Origin of the sequence: Streptomyces sp. LaPpAH-108, from assembly GCF_000373625.1 — a bacterium.
Classification (GTDB): Bacteria; Actinomycetota; Actinomycetes; order Streptomycetales; family Streptomycetaceae; genus Streptomyces.
Genome location: NZ_KB891988.1, coordinates 242844 through 259519, shown reverse-complemented (window position 1 = coordinate 259519; position 16676 = coordinate 242844). Strand labels below are relative to the sequence as shown.

Below are 16676 nucleotides of genomic sequence, written 5' to 3'. Positions count from 1 at the left end.
CCCGTCCGCGCCGGACGGGGGCCCTCTCGCATGCCGTGCCGCGTGCTAGGCGGTCTTCTGCTCGCCCTGGCCCCGGCCCCGGGAGTCGCGGGGGATGAGGGTCGGGTTGACGTTGGAGTGGACGACGTCGGCCGTGATGACCACGCGGGCCACGTCCTTGCGGGACGGCACCTCGTACATCACCGACATCAGCACCTCCTCCATGATGGCGCGCAGACCACGCGCGCCGGTCTGGCGGAGGATGGCCTGGTCGGCGATGGCCTCCAGCGCCTCGCGCTCGAAGTCCAGCTCCACACCGTCGAGTTCGAACAGCCGCTGGTACTGCTTGACCAGGGCGTTGCGCGGCTCGACGAGGATCTTGAGCAGGGCCTCGCGGTCCAGGTTGTGCACCGAGGTGATGACCGGGAGACGGCCGATGAACTCGGGGATCATCCCGAACTTCACCAGGTCCTCGGGCATGATGTCCTCGAAGATGTCCTTGGCGGCCAGCTCCCGCTTGGAGCGGATGGTGGCGCCGAAGCCGATGCCCTTGGCGCCCGCCCGGGCCTCGATGATCTTCTCGAGGCCCGCGAAGGCACCGCCCACGATGAACAGGACGTTCGTCGTGTCGATCTGGATGAACTCCTGGTGCGGGTGCTTGCGTCCGCCCTGCGGCGGGACCGAGGCGGTGGTGCCCTCCAGGATCTTCAGCAGCGCCTGCTGGACGCCCTCGCCGCTCACGTCGCGCGTGATCGAGGGGTTCTCGCTCTTGCGGGCCACCTTGTCGATCTCGTCGATGTAGATGATCCCGGTCTCGGCCTTCTTGACGTCGTAGTCGGCCGCCTGGATGAGCTTCAGGAGGATGTTCTCGACGTCCTCGCCGACGTATCCCGCCTCGGTGAGCGCGGTGGCGTCCGCGATCGCGAAGGGGACGTTCAGCATCCGGGCCAGGGTCTGCGCGAGGAGGGTCTTGCCCGAGCCCGTGGGGCCGAGCAGCAGGATGTTCGACTTCGCCAGCTCGATGGCGTCCTCGCGGCCCTGTGCGCCGCCGTTCTCACCGGCCTGGACCCGCTTGTAGTGGTTGTACACCGCGACCGACAGGGCCTTCTTGGCGGCCTCCTGGCCGACCACGTAGCCCTCGAGGAACTCGTAGATCTCGCGGGGCTTGGGCAGCTCCTCCCAGCGCACCTCGCTGGTCTCCGCGAGCTCTTCCTCGATGATCTCGTTGCAGAGATCGATGCACTCGTCGCAGATGTACACACCGGGCCCTGCGATGAGCTTCTTGACCTGCTTCTGGCTCTTGCCACAGAACGAGCACTTGAGCAGATCGCCGCCGTCACCGATGCGTGCCACGGTGTGCTTCCCCTTCGCCTGGGAGACGCCTGGACGCTACGGCCCTGCGGCTCCTGGTGCTGCCTTATGTCCGACGGTACCTTGCCCGGGGCCGTGTTCGGGGCCCCCTTGGCAGGGTTCACTTTGACGTGGACCCTGCCAAAGCGGCCCAGAAACACACGGCCGCGGTCAGCGGACCGCCTCGTTGTTCATCTTGCGGGTGGAGATGATCTGGTCGACGATGCCGTACTCCAGCGCTTCCTCGGCCGTGAGGATCTTGTCGCGCTCGATGTCCTCGCGGATCTTCTCGATCGGCCGGTTGGTGTGCTTGGCCAGCATGTCCTCCAGCTGCTCACGCATCCGGGTGAACTCCTTGGCGATGATCTCCAGGTCGGAGAGCTGGCCACGGCCCGTGGAACCGGCGGGCTGGTGGATCAGCACCCGGGAGTTCGGCAGCGCCATGCGCTTGCCCGGCGTACCGGCGGCCAGCAGGATCGCCGCGGCGGAGGCCGCCTGGCCCATGCACACCGTCTGGATGTCCGGCTTCACGAACTGCATGGTGTCGTAGATGGCCGTGAGGGCCGTCATGTCACCGCCGGGGCTGTTGATGTAGATCGAGATGTCGCGGTCCGGGTCCATCGACTCCAGGCACAGCAGCTGCGCCATGACGTCGTTGGCGGACGCGTCGTCGATCTGGACGCCGAGGAAGATCACGCGCTCTTCGAAGAGCTTCGCGTACGGGTCGTACTCGCGGACGCCCTGGGAGGTGCGCTCGACGAAACGCGGGATGATGTAACGGCTGTCGGGGCGGGGGCCCTCGTACATACCGCTGGCGGCGCCGGGGAAGTTGCTCATGGGGTGTTCACCGTCCTGGTGGGCGTTCTGGAAGCTTTCAGTGGTGGCGGTGCGTGGCGCGGACGGGCCGGTCAGGCACCGGTGCCGCCGCCACCCGGAACACCCGAGGCGTGCGTGATGATCTCGTCGATGAGACCGTACTCCTTGGCCTCCTCCGGGGTGAACCAGCGGTCGCGGTCACCGTCACGGATGATCGCCTCGACCGTCTGGCCGGAGTGCTGGGCGGTCAGCTCGGACATGCGCTTCTTGGTGCGCAGCAGGTACTCGGCCTGGATCTTGATGTCCGAGACCGTACCGCCGAGGCCCGCCGAGCCCTGGTGCATCATGATGTCCGCGTGCGGCAGCGCGAAGCGCTTGCCCGCGGCGCCGCCGGTGAGCAGGAACTGGCCCATGGAGGCCGCCATGCCCATCGCGATCGTGACCACGTCGTTCGGGATGTACTGCATGGTGTCGTAGATCGCCATGCCGGCCGTCACCGAGCCGCCGGGGCTGTTGATGTAGAGGTAGATGTCCTTGTCCGGGTCGGCGGCAAGGAGCAGCAGCTGGGCGGTGATCTTGTTGGCGATGTCGTCGTCGACCTGCTGGCCGAGGAAGATGATCCGCTCGCCCAGCAGCCGGTTGTAGACCTGGTCGCCGAGGCCACCGCCGATGGAGGGCTCGCCGGCGGCGGAGGGCATCAGATTCGTCACGTATCCACCTGCTCGTCTTACGACGGCGCCGGGCCGTCTCACGTAGTCCTGCCGGGGTTTGGCGGGGGTGCTCCCCCGCGCCCCGTATTCATGGACCCTAACGCTCTGGTCCCCCCGGGGAATCCCGGAGAAGCGGGTGTTCGCCTCCGGCGTATTGCCATGGGGGGTTGTGGTGCGTTGTCGGGTGCGGGTACGTCGTGGCTTGTCGCGCAGTTCCCCGCGCCCCCAAAAAGACAAAGACAAAGACGGGTCCACTGCTCCCAGGTATGCCACAGGGCCCCCGGGAGACGCGCTCCGCGGGGGCCCTGCTCAGGCTGAGGTGCCGGGGGGATCAGCCCTCGGTCTTCTCCTCGGCGGTCTCGGTGACCTCGGTGGTCTCCTCGTCGTCCTCGTCGAGGTCGATGACCTCGCCGTTGGTGTCCTTGACCGTGGCGGCCTCGACCACGACGGCCAGGGCCTTGCCGCGGGCGACCTCGCCGACGAGCAGCGGGACCTGGCCGCCCTCGACGACGGCCTGGGCGAACTGGTCGGGGGACATGCCGGAGGAGGCGGCGCGGCGCATGAGGTGCTCGGTCAGCTCCTCCTGGTTGACGCCCAGGTTCTCCTTCTTCACCAGCTCGTCGAGGACGAACTGGGTCTTGATGCCCTTGACCGCGGCCTCGCGGGTCTCGGCGTCGAACTCCTCGGCGGTCTTGCCCTGGATCTCCAGGTACTTGTCGAGGGTCAGGCCCATCTGGCCGAGCTGGTGGTGCTCCAGGTTGTGCTTGCGGGTGTTGACCTCGTCCTCGAGCAGCTTCTCGGGGACCGGGACCTCGACCAGCTCGAGCAGCTTCTCCAGCACGCGCTCCTGGGCCTGGGTGGCCTGGTCGTACTGCTTCATGTTGGCCAGGCGCTTGCGGCTGTCGGCCTTCAGCTCGTCCAGGGTGTCGAACTCGGACGCCAGCTGAGCGAAGTCGTCGTCCAACTCCGGCAGTTCACGGGCGGCGACCTGGGTGACCTTGACGGTGACCTCGGAGTCCTTGCCCGCGGCGGAGCCGCCCTTCAGCTCGGAGGTGAAGGTGGCCTCCTCGCCGGCGGACAGGCCCTTGACGGCCTCGTCGATGCCGTCGAGCAGCTCGCCCGAGCCGATGGTGTAGGACACGCCCTCGGCGACGCCGTCCTCGAGGACCTCGCCGTCGACCTTGGCCTGCAGGTCGATGGTGACCACGTCGCCGTCCTCGGCGGCGCGCTCGACCGGGGAGGTGGAGGCGAAGCGCTCGCGCAGCTGCTCGACGGACTTCTCCACGTCCTCGTCGGTGACCTCGACGGCGTCGACCTCGACCTCGATGCCGGAGTAGTCCGGGATCTCGAGGGCGGGACGGATGTCGACCTCGGCGGTGAAGTTCAGCGTCTCGCCGTCCTTCAGCTCGGTGATGTCGACCTCGGGCTGGCCCAGCGGGCTCAGCTCGGCCTCGTTGACCGCCTCGGTGTAGAACTTCGGGAGCGCGTCGTTGACGGCCTCCTCCAGCACGGCGCCACGACCGAACCGCTGGTCGATGACCCGGGCCGGGATCTTGCCCTTGCGGAAGCCCTTCACCGTGACCTGCTGGTTGATCTTCTTGTACGCCGCGTCGAGGCTGTCCTTGAGCTCCTCGAAGGGCACCTCGACAGTGAGCCGAACCCGGGTCGGGTTCAGGGTCTCCACGGCGCTCTTCACGGTTCGGTCTCCTTGTGGCTGACTTCTTGGGTTCTGCCGGAGCCAGCGAGGCCCGGCGGATAGCCGCCCGGAGGAGTACGTAAGCCATGAGGCCGGGCACACGGGCGCGCAGCTTGCATAGTAACCGCAGCCGGTCAGCGCCCCAAAAGGCGATCATCACAACGCCGTGAGCCGTGGTCGGGGTGGCGGGATTTGAACCCACGGCCTTCCGCTCCCAAAGCGGACGCGCTACCAAGCTGCGCCACACCCCGTCTGGTGCGAGACGTAGGGTACATGTCCCCGCCACCTGCGGCGCCCCCATAAGAAGGGGTGGCGCCGAGAAGGGGTGGCACCCGGGCCGGGCGGCGCATTGGCCTCCGCGTCGGCCGACCCGCTACGATGCTCCCGTGCCGCGGTCAGCGACCGTCGGCGCACTCTCGCGGGCGTAGCTCAATGGTAGAGCCCTAGTCTTCCAAACTAGCTACGCGGGTTCGATTCCCGTCGCCCGCTCACACGGCTCAGGGCCGGGTCGGAGGTGTGATCCTCCGCCCGGCCCTGACGCGTTTCAGAAACTGATCGAGTTGATCGTCTCCGCTATCGAGTTCATGAAGCGGCTGATCGACGGCGCCATGCCGGTCGAGGCGAGGAAGAAACCGAAGAGGATCGCCACGATGGCCGGGCCGGCCTTGATGTTCCCTCCCCGGATCAGCACCACAAGGATGATCGCCAACAGCAGCACCACAGACAGTGAAATGGCCACAACTGATCACACCCTCGGTCGGTCGGCGCTCCGGGCCCGGAGGCACCGCCCTGCGCACCTCCGCCAGAACCATCGTGCCACCAACGGGGGCTCGGTATGCGGCTCGTGACACATCATCGGAGGATCGTCCGGCAACGGGCCCGCGACACGCGCGATTTCGGCCGCGCCCGCCGTACATCCCCCGGCGCCCTCCGTGCGTCTTCCGCGCGCGCCCGCGCGGCCAATTCCCCGGATTCGTTTCCGCATCCGCACAACCGGCGCGCAGGTATTTCCCATTGTCGTCACACTCGCCGCCCTACCGACGGAGAATGACCGCTTCGGTCCGGATGAATCCGGACATCGCGGGTGAACGAACGTCATGAATGTGCCTGTCATCACGCCGTCGGGACAGGCAAGTTATGCGAATCACGGGGTATGCGCGGGCGATAACCAGGAATGACCTCGGTGGTTTTACGTATTCGCACACTCGACGCTAGGGTGCCAGAGATGTTTGACGCCGCCCCGTCCCTAGGCCAGAACCGCAGGCCACTGCCACCGGCCCAGCCGCCGGCCGGCAAGGTGCCCGGTCCCCGTACTCCGATGAGCGAGCAGCTCGGGAAGGCACAGGCGGACAGACCGGTCAAAGAACGCGATTCCTTCTACGACAACGCCAAGTACCTGGCGATCGTGCTCGTGGCGATGGGCCACGCGTGGGAGCCGCTGCAGGACGGCAGCCGGACGGTCCAGGCCCTCTACGGCTTCGTCTTCGCCTTCCACATGCCCGCGTTCATCATCATCTCCGGCTATTTCTCCCGGAGTTTCGACATGCGGCCGGACCGGCTGAAGCGGCTGGTCACGGGTGTCGTCGTGCCGTACGTCGTCTTCGAGGCGGCGTACTCGCTGTTCCGCAACCACTTCACGGGCGAGCGCGGCGACATCAGTCTGCTGGACCCCTGGTACATGACGTGGTTCCTGGTCGCGCTGTTCGTGTGGCGGCTGACCACTCCGCTGTGGAAGCTGATCCGCTGGCCGCTGCCGGTGGCCGTGGGCATCGCGATGCTCGCCGCGGTCAGCCCGTCCATAGGCGACGACCTCGATCTCCAGCGGGTGCTGCAGTTCCTGCCGTACTTCGTGCTCGGCCTGTGTCTGAAGCCGGAGCACTTCAAGCTGGTGCGGCGCCGGTCGGTGCGGATCGCCGCGCTGCCGGTGTTCGCGGCGGCTCTGGCGGTCGCCTGGTGGGCTGCGCCGCGGATGAACGCCGCGTGGTTCTACCACCGCGACTCGGCGCAGGAGCTGGGCGCCCCGTGGTGGTGCGGTCCGCTGATGACGCTGGCGATGCTGGCCTGCTCGACCGTGCTGACGGCGTGCTTCTTCGCCTGGGTGCCGGGCCGCAAGCTGTGGTTCACGGCGCTGGGCGCGGGCACGCTGTACGGCTATCTGCTGCACGGTTTCCTGGTGCGCCTTGCCCGCTACCAGGACTGGTACGACCACTCCTGGCTGCACGGCCCCCTCGGGGAGATCGCGACGACGGTGATCGCGGCGGCCGTCATCACGGTGCTGTGCACCAAGCCGGTCCAGCGGATCTTCCGGTGTGTGATGGAGCCGAAGATGGAGTGGGCGTTCAAGCAGGACCCGGCGCAGCAGGCGCGGCTGCGCCAGCAGAAGAGCGAGCAGCAGCTCGCGCAGGGACGCGCGAAGTCCTCGGCGGCCTCGGCATCCTCGGAGGCCTCGGGGGCCGAGCCGCGCCGCGAGAAGGCCGGGGCCTAGTCCGCGGCACCGCTCGCGTCGAGACCGAGAAGCGCACGCATTCGCGTGTACTTCTCGGTCAGTCGTTTCCGGGTCGCCTCGTCCAGGACGGCGAGCCGGGCGGGGTCGGCGTTGTGCGCGAGGTCGGCGCGTTTGACCAGCAGGGCGCCCGGGGTGGCGAGGATGCGGTGCGCGTACGCCTCGGGCGGCTCGCCGGGGTGCTTGGTGACGGCTCGTACGATCGCCTTGGTGCGCGGGGTCAGGGCGGCCTCGGTGAGCCAGTCCTCGCTCAGCGCCTCGTCCTCCACGGCGTCGTGGAGCCAGGCGGCGGCGATCTGTTCGTCGTCCCCGCCCCGGCGCCGTACGCCCTCCGCGACGGCGGCGAGGTGTTCGGCGTAGGGGCGGCCGGCCTTGTCCGTCTGGCGGGCGTGGGCGGCGCGGGCCAGCGTCTCGACCTGGGCCAGGGTCAGCGGCTCGTCGTCCATCGGGCCAGTGTTCCACCGGCGGGGCCGCCGGTCAGTGGGAAGTGGTCGACGCCTCGCGGCAGATGAGCAGCAGGGCACGGTCGTCGTTGACGTCCTTGGCGACGGCCTCGATGAGATGCCAGGCGGCGCCGTGGAAGCCGCCCGCGACATAGCGGTCGGCCTCGCCGGTGAGGCGGTCGATGCCCTCGACGATGTCGCGGTCGGAGGTCTCCACCAGGCCGTCGGTGAAGAGCATCAGCACGTCGCCGGGGCGCAGCGAGCCCTTCACGGAGTCGAACTGGGCGCCGTCGTACACCCCGAGGAGGGGGCCCTCGGCGGCCTTCTCCTCCCAGCGGCCGTTGCCCGCGCAGAGCTGGAGGCCGGGCGGATGGCCCGCGGAGTACAGCTCGTAGTCCCCGGAGTCCAGGTCGAGGACGAGGTGGATGGAGGTCGCGAAGCCCTCGTCCCAGTCCTGGCGGAGCAGATAGCCGTTGGCGGCGGTGAGGAAGGCGTGCGGCGGGAGCGAGCCGATCAGACCGCCGAAGGCGCCGGAGAGCAGCAGGGCGCGGGAGCCCGCGTCCATGCCCTTGCCGGAGACGTCGGTGAGGACGACCTCCAGGGTGCGCCCGCCGTTGGTGCGGGCCGCGACGACGAAGTCCCCGGAGAAGGACTGCCCGCCGGCCGGGCGCAGGGCCATCTCCTGGTGCCAGCCGCGCGGGAGTTTGGGCAGCTCGCTCTGGGCGCGGATGCGTTCGCGCAGGTCGAAGAGCATGGTGCCGCCGCGCCGCCAGGGCACGCCGACGCGGCTGCGGAACTGCGCGGTGAGCAGCCCGAAGAAGCCGCACGCGGCGACGACGAGGACGACGCCGGGGGTGACCCTGGAGGGGCCCTCGGTGTACGGCCCGAGGCTCACGGACTCGACGATCAGCGCGGTGGCGGCAGCCGCGTACAGCCCGAGCAGGCTGGCCGGGCGCAGCACCAGGCCGCCCGCGACGATGGGCAGGACCAGGGTGGCCGGTGAGCACCAGACCGAGTTGGCCAGGGTCATCGCCATGAGGACGGGAATGGTGACGAGGAGGCCGACGAGGGCGATCCAGTCGGGGCCGTCACCGCGGAAGTAGTCCACGGCGCTTCGGCGCAGCGCGACCCGGACCCGGTGCCACTGCATCTTCCACCGGGCCGTGAACGTCTCGGCCTTCGCGCGCCGCTCTCCTGCTGCCATCAGTTCGCGACCCTATCCATCGGACCAGCCGCTTGGCACGGGAGGTCCCACTTGTCCCCCGTGCGAGGCTCCACTTGGCGTTTCCACTCCACATCGGCGTTTCAACTACACAGTGAACGGTACGGAGCCCGTTCGCGCTGCCACCCGGCGGAAATTGGCCGTTCCGTCATCAACGGACGCGGCACGTGGGCGGGTTGCTCAGCGCTTCTGGCAGGTGGGGCACCAGAAGAGGTTGCGGGCGGCGAGGCCCGCGGTGCGGATCTCGGTGGCGCAGATGTGGCAGGGCTGGGTGGCCCGGCGGTAGACGTAGACCTCGCCGCCGTGGTCGTCGACGCGGGGCGGGCGGTTCATGGCCTCGGGGGTGTGGGCGGGGCGCACGGTGTCGATGCGGTTGTTGCGCACGCCCTCGCGCATGAGGTCCACGAGGTCGGCCCAGATCGCGTCCCACTCGGCGGGGGTGATGTCCTTGCCCGCGCGGTAGGGGTCGATGCCGTGCCGGAAGAGGACCTCGGCTCTGTATACGTTCCCGACTCCCGCGATGACCTTCTGGTCCATGAGCAGCGCGGCGATCGTCGTACGGCTGCGGCGGACGCGGGCGTAGGCGGCGGCCGGGTCGGCGTCGGGGCGCAGCGGGTCGGGGCCGAGCCGGTCGTGCACGGCGCGCTTCTCGTCGTCGGTGATCAGGGCGCAGGTGGTGGGGCCGCGCAGGTCCAGGTACCCGCTGTCGTTGGCCAGGCGCAGCCGGACGGTGTCGGTGGGCGGGGGCGCGGGAGCCGGGCCGAGGGCGACCTTGCCGAAGAGGCCGAGGTGGATGTGGATCCAGTCGGTGTCGCGGAAGCCGAGGAAGAGGTGCTTGCCGTGGGCCTCGGTGGCGGTCAGTCCGGCGCCGTCGAGCAGGGCCGCGGCGTCGGCGAACTTGCCCTGGGGGCTGCTGACGCGGGGGGCGGTGCCTTCGAAGCGCTCGGCGCAGTCCTGCGCGAGGCGGTGGATGGTGTGCCCTTCTGGCACGGCCTGGGCGTCCTTCCTGACGGTCTTCCTGCGGGTGTGGTGCGCTGCCGGTGCCCCTTGGCCGGGTGCCCGGCCGCCCGCCGCGTCCGGGGTGCGGGCGGGGCGGGCGGTGGGTACGGCGGGCCGGGGCCCGGTGGTGGGCCGGAGCCCGGTGCTTACGACTGGGGGTGGTGCGCCGGGATGGGCGGCAGCTCCCCGGTGTTCTCGTAGTTCGTCAGCATGTCGATGCGGCGCATGTGACGCTCGTCACCGGAGAAGGGGGTGTTGAGGAACACCTCGACGAACTTGGTCGCCTCCTCCTCGGAGTGCATCCGCGCGCCCACCGCGACGACGTTGGCGTTGTTGTGCTGGCGGCCGAGGGCGGCGGTCTCCTCGCTCCAGGCGAGGGCGGCACGCACCCCCTTGACCTTGTTGGCGGCGATCTGCTCGCCGTTGCCGGAGCCGCCGATCACGATGCCGAGGGCGCCCGGGTCGGCGGCCGTGCGCTCCGCGGCCCGGAGGCAGAAGGGCGGGTAGTCGTCCTGGGCGTCGTAGATGTGGGGCCCGCAGTCGACGGGCTCGTGCCCCGCCGCCTTCAGCCAGTCGACGAGGTGGTTCTTGAGTTCGTAGCCCGCATGGTCGGAGCCGAGATACACGCGCATGTACCGAGTGTGACACGCCCGATTCCGGGCAGCAGCTCCGGGTTCGACAGGAGATATGTGAGCCACACCATAGAAGCTCAAGAAAACCTCAAGTAACAATCCGGATTCAGAGGTTCCCGAATTCGTTTCCCTCGGATTCACTGAACCGCCTCGCACACCGCTCGTGCGAGGCCCCGTACTCCGTCGTTTCACACGGCCCCCACGGGTCGTACGGGAAATGCACCACAGGCGCAAAGGAAATCCGTCCATGACCCCTGGTTCGGGACTTCAAGCAGGACTCAAGAACCGCCATCTGTCGATGATCGCGATCGGTGGCGTGATCGGTGCCGGACTGTTCGTCGGCTCCAGTTCCGGTATCGCCACGGCGGGCCCCGGCATTCTGCTGTCCTACGCCCTCGTCGGCACGCTCGTCGTGCTCGTGATGCGGATGCTCGGCGAGATGTCGGCCGCCAACCCGACCTCCGGTTCCTTCTCCGCCCACGCCGACCGGGCGCTGGGCCGCTGGGCGGGCTTCTCGATCGGCTGGCTCTACTGGTTCTTCTGGGTCGTCGTGCTCGCCGTCGAGGCGACGGCCGGTGCGGGCATCCTGCACGGCTGGATACCGGCGGTGCCGCAATGGGGCTGGGCCCTGATCGTGATGGCCGTCCTGACCGCCACGAACCTCGTCTCCGTGGGTTCCTACGGTGAGTTCGAGTTCTGGTTCGCCGGGATCAAGGTCGTGGCGATCGGCGCGTTCATCGTGATCGGCGCGCTGGCGGTGTTCGGCGTGCTGCCGGGCGTGCACAGCGACAAGGCCGGTCTGTCGAACCTGACCGCGCACGGCGGCTTCCTGCCGCACGGTCCGGGGGCGATCCTCACCGGTGTGCTGCTGGTCGTGTTCTCCTTCATGGGCAGCGAGATCGCCACGCTGGCGGCCGGTGAGTCCGAGGACCCGCAGCGCGCGGTCACCAAGTCGACCAACAGCATCATCTGGCGTATCGGCGTCTTCTACCTGGGCTCGATCCTCGTCGTGGTCTCGCTGCTGCCGTGGAACGACCCGTCGATCGCGAAGGACGGCTCGTACGTGGCCGCGCTCGGCTCGCTGGGCATCCCGCACGCCGACCAGATCATGCAGTTCATCGTGCTGACCTCGGTGCTGTCCTGCCTCAACTCGGGCCTGTACACCGCGTCCCGGATGGCGTTCTCGCTCGGCGAGCGGGGTGACGCGCCGAAGGCGTTCGCCCGGACCAACGGGCGGGGCGTGCCGATGGCGGCGATCCTCGCGTCGGTCGCGTTCGGCTTCCTCGCGGTGTTCTTCAACTACGCCTACCCGAAGACGGTCTTCCTCTTCCTGGTCAACTCCAGCGGTGCGGTGGCCCTGTTCGTGTGGCTGGTCATCTGCTTCTCGCAGCTGCGCATGCGGAAGATCATCCAGCGTGAGGCGCCGGAGAAGCTCGTCGTGAAGATGTGGCTGTACCCGTACCTCACCTGGGCCACGGCCGCCCTGATCGTCTTCGTCCTCGGCTATATGCTCACCGACACCAAGGGTGAGAGCAGCGGTCGCGTGACGGTCCTCCTCTCCCTGGGCGTCGCGGCGATCGTGATCATCATCGCCTTCCTGAAGGAAAAGCTGCTGGCGAACCGCACCGCTCCGGCGGTCGAGCCGGTCGCCTCCGGCCAGGAGGACCCGGAGAAGGTCACGACGGCCTGATCCCCGCCTCTCGGACACCGGGCGCGGTGAGGAACCTTTCCTCACCGCGCCCGGTGTTTTTTGCGACGGGGTCGGGTTGGCGGGGCCGGGGCTGAAGGCCAAGAGCAGGAGGAGGCGCGCTGAGCGGGGTTCGGGCTCGGCGCGCCCCATCGCCCTGAAGCGGACGCCCGGGTCGCTGCTCCGAACCGCCGCAGTACGTCCCGGAGGTCGCGACCGCCTGGGTCGGCTCGCGGAGGTTCGTGGAGGCGAGAGCGGTGGCCGTACCCCTCGCGGGCCCCGCTGGCGCCCCGGGCGGCCGATCCGCTCGCGCCATGGGCCGCGGGGAGCCGGGCCCGAGTCCCGGAGGCCGGAGCCGCCGGGGCTGTCGGGCAGCCCCGCAGTCCGGCAGCCCGGCAGCCCCGCAGCCCCGCAGCCCCGCAGCCCCGCAGCCCCGCAGCCCCGCAGCCCCGCAGCCCCGCAGCCCCGCAGCCCCGCAGCCCCGCAGCCCGGGCGTACCGGCAACCCGGGCGTACCGCCAACCCGGGCATACCGGCGTACGAAAAAGGCCCGCCCCACTGACCGGAGTCGGATGTGGCGGGCCCTCGTAGGGGGCTGTCAGCGCTTGGTGGCGAGCTTCCAGGCCGTGGGGAGGGCGCCCATGGCCAGGGCGGCCTTCAGGGCGTCGCCGAGGAGGAAGGGGGTGAGGCCTGCGGCGATGGCCTGGGTCAGGGAGAGGTGGGCTGCCAGGGCCAGGTACGGGACGCCGACCGCGTAGATGATCGCTTCGCCGAGGAGCATCGTGCCCGCCATGCGGAGGGGGGAGCGGTCCGCGCCTCGGCGGGCCAGGGCGCCGACGGCGGCGGAGGCGAGGATCATGCCGAGGACGTAGCCGAAGGAGACCGCGCCCGCGCCCGAGCCGCCGCCCGCGAACCACGGCACGCCGACGACGCCCGCGACCGCGTACAGCGCGAGGGAGAGGACGCCACGACGGGCGCCGAGCGCCGTGCCGACGAGCAGCGCGGCGAAGGTCTGGCCGGTCACCGGGACCGGGGAGCCCGGCACCGGGACGGCGATCTGGGCCGCGAGACCGGTGAGGACGGCGCCGCCGAGCACGAGGGCGGCGTCGCGGACGCGGGTGGGGGCACCGCCCTGCTCGAGCGAAGCCGAGAGCTTGGGGGAAGGGATGAGGTCGGCGAGGACTGCGCCGGGGCGAGCGAGGACGCTGGCGGTGCTCATGGGGACTCCGCGGGTGTGTGGGCAGGTGACAACTCACCGACGCTATACCGGCGGCCAACCCCCGATCACCGTCCGCGCTCGACAAAGGCGTGAACAGGCGCTTGGTGGGCTCCGGACAAAGAAGGCCGCTTACACCGGGATCGGCGTGATGCCCGTCACCCCGGCCGGGTGGCCCGGGCCACCGGTGTAAACGGACGTACACATTCCGTAAGCGATTTGTCCGTATCGTGGGCACTTCCCCCGTCCGCGACCGGAAACCGCCCAGACTGGTGGAGTTTTTTACCCACCGTCGGACTACCGGACTGGACGAGCCCCGCCCCATGCCCAGCACCACCACGCGGCAACCGCCGCAGCAAGCGCCGCAGCAGCGGGAACAGGGCGTCCCCCTCGCCTCCGGCCTCAAGCAGCGCCATCTGTCGATGATCGCCCTCGGCGGCGTCATCGGCGCGGGCCTCTTCGTCGGCTCCGGCGCGGGGATCGCCGCCGCGGGCCCCTCCATCGTCGTCGCGTACGCCCTCTCCGGCCTCCTCGTGCTGCTGGTGATGCGGATGCTGGGCGAGCTGTCGGCGGCGTACCCGTCCTCGGGTTCCTTCTCCGCGCACGCCGAGCGGGCGATCGGCCCGTGGGCGGGGTTCACGGTCGGCTGGTCGTTCTGGATCATGCAGTGCACGGTCGTCGGCCTGGAGGGCATCGGCGCCGGGAAGATCGTCAGCGGCTGGCTGCCCGGCACCCCGCAGTGGGCCTGGGTCGCCCTGTTCATGGTGGTGTTCTGCGGCGCGAACCTGGCCGCCGTGAAGAACTTCGGCGAGTTCGAGTTCTGGTTCGCCGCGCTCAAGGTCGGCGCGATCGTGCTGTTCCTGGTCCTCGGCGCGCTCGCCATCGCGGGCGTGCTGCCCGGCACCCACTCCCCCGGCACCTCCCACCTCACCCACTTCCTGCCGAACGGCGCCCAGGGCCTGGTACTCGGCCTGCTCGCCTCGGTGTTCGCGTACGGCGGCCTGGAGACGGTGACCATCGCGGCGGCCGAGTCGGAGGACCCGGTGCGGGGCGTCGCCACCGCCGTGCGCACCACGATGTGGCGGATCGCGCTGTTCTACATCGGCTCGATGGCCGTCGTCGTCACCCTCGTCCCCTGGAACTCCCCGGAGGTCGTGGCGCGCGGCCCGTACGTCGCCGCCCTCGACAGCCTCGGCATCCCCGGCGCGGGCCGTGTGATGGACGTGGTGGTCCTCGCCGCCCTGCTCTCCGCGATGAACGCCAACATCTACGGCTCCTCGCGCATGCTGCACTCCCTGGTCGGCCGGGGCCTCGGCCCGAAGGCGCTGGCGAAGGTGACCGGCGGGGTGCCGAGGATCGCCGTCCTGGTCTCCTCGGTGTTCGGCTTCGCGTGCGTGCTGCTCAGCTACTGGCGCCCGGACGACGTGTTCATGTGGCTGCTGAACATGATCGGCGCGGTGATCCTGGTCGTCTGGATGTTCGTCGGCGCCTCCCAGCTGATCCTGCGCCGCCGCGCCGAGCGCGCGGGTGCCGAGCGGCCCGCCGTGCTGATGTGGGCGTTCCCGTGGCTGACCTGGGCCGCCCTGCTCGGCATGGTGGTGATCCTGGTGCTGATGGCCCGGCAGCCGGACACCCGGGCCCAGCTGTACTCCACGGGCGGTCTGACGCTGGCCCTGGCGGCGGGCGGCTACGCCTGGCAGCGGGCCCGCGCCAGGCGCTGAACCACCCCCGCCGCGCGCGAGCGCCGCACCGCCCCGCCCGCCCCGCCGCACGAAGGCCCCCACGAGCGACACGTGGGGGCCTTCGTCATGCCCTGCCTGTCCCCCGGCAGCTTCTTGTTGCTAGCGTGTAGTTGCAAGTCTTTTGCAATAAGTCTCGGAGGGGACCTGTCCATGCCCGTCTACACGCTGCCCGAACTGCCCTACGACTACGCCGCGCTCGCCCCCGTGATCAGCCCCGAGATCATCGAGCTGCATCACGACAAGCACCACGCGGCCTATGTGAAGGGCGCCAACGACACCCTGGAGCAGCTCGCCGAGGCGCGGGACAAGGACGCCTGGGGCTCGGTCAACGGCCTGGAGAAGAACCTGGCCTTCCACCTCTCCGGGCACATCCTGCACAGCATCTACTGGCAGAACATGACCGGTCCGAAGGACGGCGGCGGCGAGCCGCTGGCCCAGGACGGCGTGGGCGAGCTGGCCGACGCGATCACGGAGTCCTTCGGCTCCTTCGCCGCCTTCAAGGCCCAGTTGACCAAGGCGTCGGCCACCACCCAGGGCTCCGGCTGGGGCGTCCTTGCGTACGAGCCGCTGAGCGGCCGGCTGATCGTGGAGCAGGTCTACGACCACCAGGGCAACGTCGGCCAGGGCTCGACCCCGGTGCTGGTCTTCGACGCCTGGGAGCACGCCTTCTACCTCCAGTACAAGAACCAGAAGGTCGACTTCATCGAGGCCATGTGGCAGGTCGTGAACTGGCAGGACGTGGCCCGGCGGTACGCAGCCGCCAAGGAGCGGGCGGACGTGCTGCTGCTGGCTCCCTGAGCGACCGAGGGCCCTTGAAGGCCCCTGAGGTCCACTGAGCGTCCCGCCTCGTGATCGTCTTCTCACCCTTCACGCGGGCGGGCGGAAAGGTCAGGGCCCCCGCGACGTCATGCCCGCGGGGGCCCTGTCGTACGTGCCTACAGGTGGCCGTACATGCCTACAGGTTGCTGAAGTCCGGCCCCTGCGTCCGGGTCCGCTTCAGCTCGTAGAAGCCGGGGACCGAGGCGACCGCGAGGGTGCCGTCCCACAGGCGGGCCGCCTGCTCGCCCTTCGGGGCGGGGGTGACGACCGGGCCGAAGAAGGCGATCTGCTCGCCGTCGGGGCCGGGGACCGCGATGACCGGGGTGCCGACCTCCTGGCCGACCTTCTCGATGCCCTCCTTGTGGGAGGCGCGCAGCTCGGCGTCGAACTCGAAGTCGGTCTGGTCGAAGTAGTCGATCAGGTCGGCGGGCAGACCGGCGTCCGCGAGCGCGCCCTCGACGGCCTCACGGGTCGGGCCCTCGCCGTCGTTGTGGATACGGGTGCCGAGCGCGGTGTACAGCGGGCCGAGCACGTCCGCGCCGTACTTCTGCCAGGCGGCGGTGACCACCCGGACCGGCTGCCACGCCTTGGTGGCGAGCATGTCCCGGTACTCCTCGGGCAGCTCGTCGATGCGGTCCTCGTTGAGGACGGCGAGGCTCATGATGTGCCAGCGGACCTCGATGTCGCGGACCTTCTCCACCTCCAGCACCCAGCGGGAGGTCATCCAGGCCCAGGGGCACAGCGGGTCGAACCAGAAGTCCACCGGGGTCTTGCCCGACGTGGTCGCGGTCTCGGACATGTCTCTCCTCGCGAAACGGTCTTTTCCAGCGCCAACATCGGCCCCGGCCGCGCCATTCCCCGAT

General features: G+C 69.6%; 15 protein-coding genes and 2 tRNA genes. 5 read left to right on the top strand and 12 right to left on the bottom strand.

Features of this window, described 5'->3' with window-relative positions:
• Positions 1-45 precede the first annotated feature (45 nt).
• From clpX to B079_RS0107230, 5 genes are all read right to left on the bottom strand, one after another.
• Positions 46-1332 carry an ATP-dependent Clp protease ATP-binding subunit ClpX gene (gene clpX, locus B079_RS0107250; protein ID WP_018545114.1) on the bottom strand — a complete coding sequence of 429 codons (1287 nt, stop codon included), beginning with the start codon at positions 1330-1332 and terminating at the stop codon, positions 46-48.
• 168 nt (positions 1333-1500) lie between these two features.
• On the bottom strand, positions 1501-2166 hold the full coding sequence (locus B079_RS0107245; protein WP_018545113.1) for an ATP-dependent Clp protease proteolytic subunit: 666 nt from the start codon (positions 2164-2166) through the stop codon (positions 1501-1503).
• A 71-nt stretch (positions 2167-2237) separates the two neighbouring features.
• Positions 2238-2843 carry an ATP-dependent Clp protease proteolytic subunit gene (locus B079_RS0107240; protein ID WP_018545112.1) on the bottom strand — a complete coding sequence of 202 codons (606 nt, stop codon included), beginning with the start codon at positions 2841-2843 and terminating at the stop codon, positions 2238-2240.
• 343 nt (positions 2844-3186) lie between these two features.
• The gene (gene tig, locus B079_RS0107235) at positions 3187-4551 is read right to left on the bottom strand and encodes a trigger factor (RefSeq protein ID WP_018545111.1); all 1365 of its coding nucleotides are present in this window, start codon (positions 4549-4551) and stop codon (positions 3187-3189) included.
• A 174-nt stretch (positions 4552-4725) separates the two neighbouring features.
• Positions 4726-4802, bottom strand: a tRNA-Pro gene (locus B079_RS0107230).
• Between the two features lie 167 nt (positions 4803-4969).
• Between B079_RS0107230 and B079_RS0107225 the strand changes: the two genes are divergently transcribed.
• Positions 4970-5040: transfer RNA gene (locus B079_RS0107225), tRNA-Gly, on the top strand.
• A gap of 55 nt (positions 5041-5095) precedes the next feature.
• Here the strand turns inward: B079_RS0107225 and B079_RS0107220 are convergent.
• Positions 5096-5290: a hypothetical protein gene (locus tag B079_RS0107220; protein WP_018545110.1), complete on the bottom strand. Its 195-nt coding sequence runs from the start codon at positions 5288-5290 to the stop codon at positions 5096-5098.
• Between the two features lie 579 nt (positions 5291-5869).
• Here B079_RS0107220 and B079_RS0107215 point away from each other — a divergent pair.
• Positions 5870-7036, top strand: coding sequence for an acyltransferase family protein (locus B079_RS0107215; RefSeq protein WP_018545109.1), 1167 nt, complete (start codon positions 5870-5872; stop codon positions 7034-7036).
• On the opposite strand, the gene B079_RS0107210 is transcribed toward B079_RS0107215, so the two are convergent.
• The 4 genes from B079_RS0107210 to B079_RS0107195 form a co-directional block, all read right to left on the bottom strand.
• Positions 7033-7500 carry an HD domain-containing protein gene (locus B079_RS0107210; RefSeq protein ID WP_018545108.1) on the bottom strand — a complete coding sequence of 156 codons (468 nt, stop codon included), beginning with the start codon at positions 7498-7500 and terminating at the stop codon, positions 7033-7035. The genes B079_RS0107215 and B079_RS0107210 overlap by 4 nt on opposite strands.
• 31 nt (positions 7501-7531) lie before the next feature.
• Complete coding sequence (locus B079_RS0107205) at positions 7532-8701, bottom strand: PP2C family protein-serine/threonine phosphatase (protein ID WP_018545107.1); 1170 nt, start codon at positions 8699-8701, stop codon at positions 7532-7534.
• A 198-nt stretch (positions 8702-8899) separates the two neighbouring features.
• A complete protein-coding gene (locus B079_RS0107200; RefSeq protein ID WP_018545106.1) occupies positions 8900-9709 on the bottom strand; it encodes an Fpg/Nei family DNA glycosylase in 810 nt (269 codons plus the stop codon).
• 155 nt (positions 9710-9864) lie between these two features.
• Positions 9865-10350, bottom strand: coding sequence for a ribose-5-phosphate isomerase (locus tag B079_RS0107195; protein ID WP_018545105.1), 486 nt, complete (start codon positions 10348-10350; stop codon positions 9865-9867).
• Positions 10351-10597: 247 nt separating this feature from the next.
• Here B079_RS0107195 and B079_RS0107190 point away from each other — a divergent pair, with 247 nt between their 5' ends.
• Positions 10598-12040: an amino acid permease gene (locus B079_RS0107190; protein WP_037801310.1), complete on the top strand. Its 1443-nt coding sequence runs from the start codon at positions 10598-10600 to the stop codon at positions 12038-12040.
• 594 nt (positions 12041-12634) lie between these two features.
• Here the strand turns inward: B079_RS0107190 and B079_RS0107185 are convergent.
• On the bottom strand, positions 12635-13255 hold the full coding sequence (locus B079_RS0107185) for a biotin transporter BioY (protein ID WP_018545103.1): 621 nt from the start codon (positions 13253-13255) through the stop codon (positions 12635-12637).
• Positions 13256-13575: 320 nt separating this feature from the next.
• Between B079_RS0107185 and B079_RS0107180 the strand changes: the two genes are divergently transcribed.
• Positions 13576-14973: an amino acid permease gene (locus B079_RS0107180; RefSeq protein ID WP_018545102.1), complete on the top strand. Its 1398-nt coding sequence runs from the start codon at positions 13576-13578 to the stop codon at positions 14971-14973.
• 171 nt (positions 14974-15144) lie between these two features.
• On the top strand, positions 15145-15792 hold the full coding sequence (locus tag B079_RS0107175) for a superoxide dismutase (RefSeq protein ID WP_018545101.1): 648 nt from the start codon (positions 15145-15147) through the stop codon (positions 15790-15792).
• 157 nt (positions 15793-15949) lie between these two features.
• On the opposite strand, the gene B079_RS0107170 is transcribed toward B079_RS0107175, so the two are convergent.
• Positions 15950-16612: a DsbA family protein gene (locus tag B079_RS0107170; protein ID WP_018545100.1), complete on the bottom strand. Its 663-nt coding sequence runs from the start codon at positions 16610-16612 to the stop codon at positions 15950-15952.
• Positions 16613-16676 lie beyond the last annotated feature (64 nt).

What these genes read in the sequence shown, in the direction of transcription:
- B079_RS0107205 (WP_018545107.1), bottom strand. Translation starts at nt 8,701, where the DNA reads ATGGCAGCAGGAGAGCGGCGCGCGAAGGCCGAGACGTTCACGGCCCGG.
- B079_RS0107170 (WP_018545100.1), bottom strand. Translation starts at nt 16,612, where the DNA reads ATGTCCGAGACCGCGACCACGTCGGGCAAGACCCCGGTGGACTTCTGG.
- B079_RS0107210 (WP_018545108.1), bottom strand. Translation starts at nt 7,500, where the DNA reads ATGGACGACGAGCCGCTGACCCTGGCCCAGGTCGAGACGCTGGCCCGC.
- B079_RS0107175 (WP_018545101.1), top strand. Translation starts at nt 15,145, where the DNA reads ATGCCCGTCTACACGCTGCCCGAACTGCCCTACGACTACGCCGCGCTC.
- B079_RS0107190 (WP_037801310.1), top strand. Translation starts at nt 10,598, where the DNA reads ATGACCCCTGGTTCGGGACTTCAAGCAGGACTCAAGAACCGCCATCTG.
- B079_RS0107215 (WP_018545109.1), top strand. Translation starts at nt 5,870, where the DNA reads ATGAGCGAGCAGCTCGGGAAGGCACAGGCGGACAGACCGGTCAAAGAA.
- B079_RS0107195 (WP_018545105.1), bottom strand. Translation starts at nt 10,350, where the DNA reads ATGCGCGTGTATCTCGGCTCCGACCATGCGGGCTACGAACTCAAGAAC.
- B079_RS0107180 (WP_018545102.1), top strand. Translation starts at nt 13,576, where the DNA reads ATGCCCAGCACCACCACGCGGCAACCGCCGCAGCAAGCGCCGCAGCAG.
- B079_RS0107240 (WP_018545112.1), bottom strand. Translation starts at nt 2,843, where the DNA reads ATGCCCTCCGCCGCCGGCGAGCCCTCCATCGGCGGTGGCCTCGGCGAC.
- B079_RS0107245 (WP_018545113.1), bottom strand. Translation starts at nt 2,166, where the DNA reads ATGAGCAACTTCCCCGGCGCCGCCAGCGGTATGTACGAGGGCCCCCGC.
- B079_RS0107185 (WP_018545103.1), bottom strand. Translation starts at nt 13,255, where the DNA reads ATGAGCACCGCCAGCGTCCTCGCTCGCCCCGGCGCAGTCCTCGCCGAC.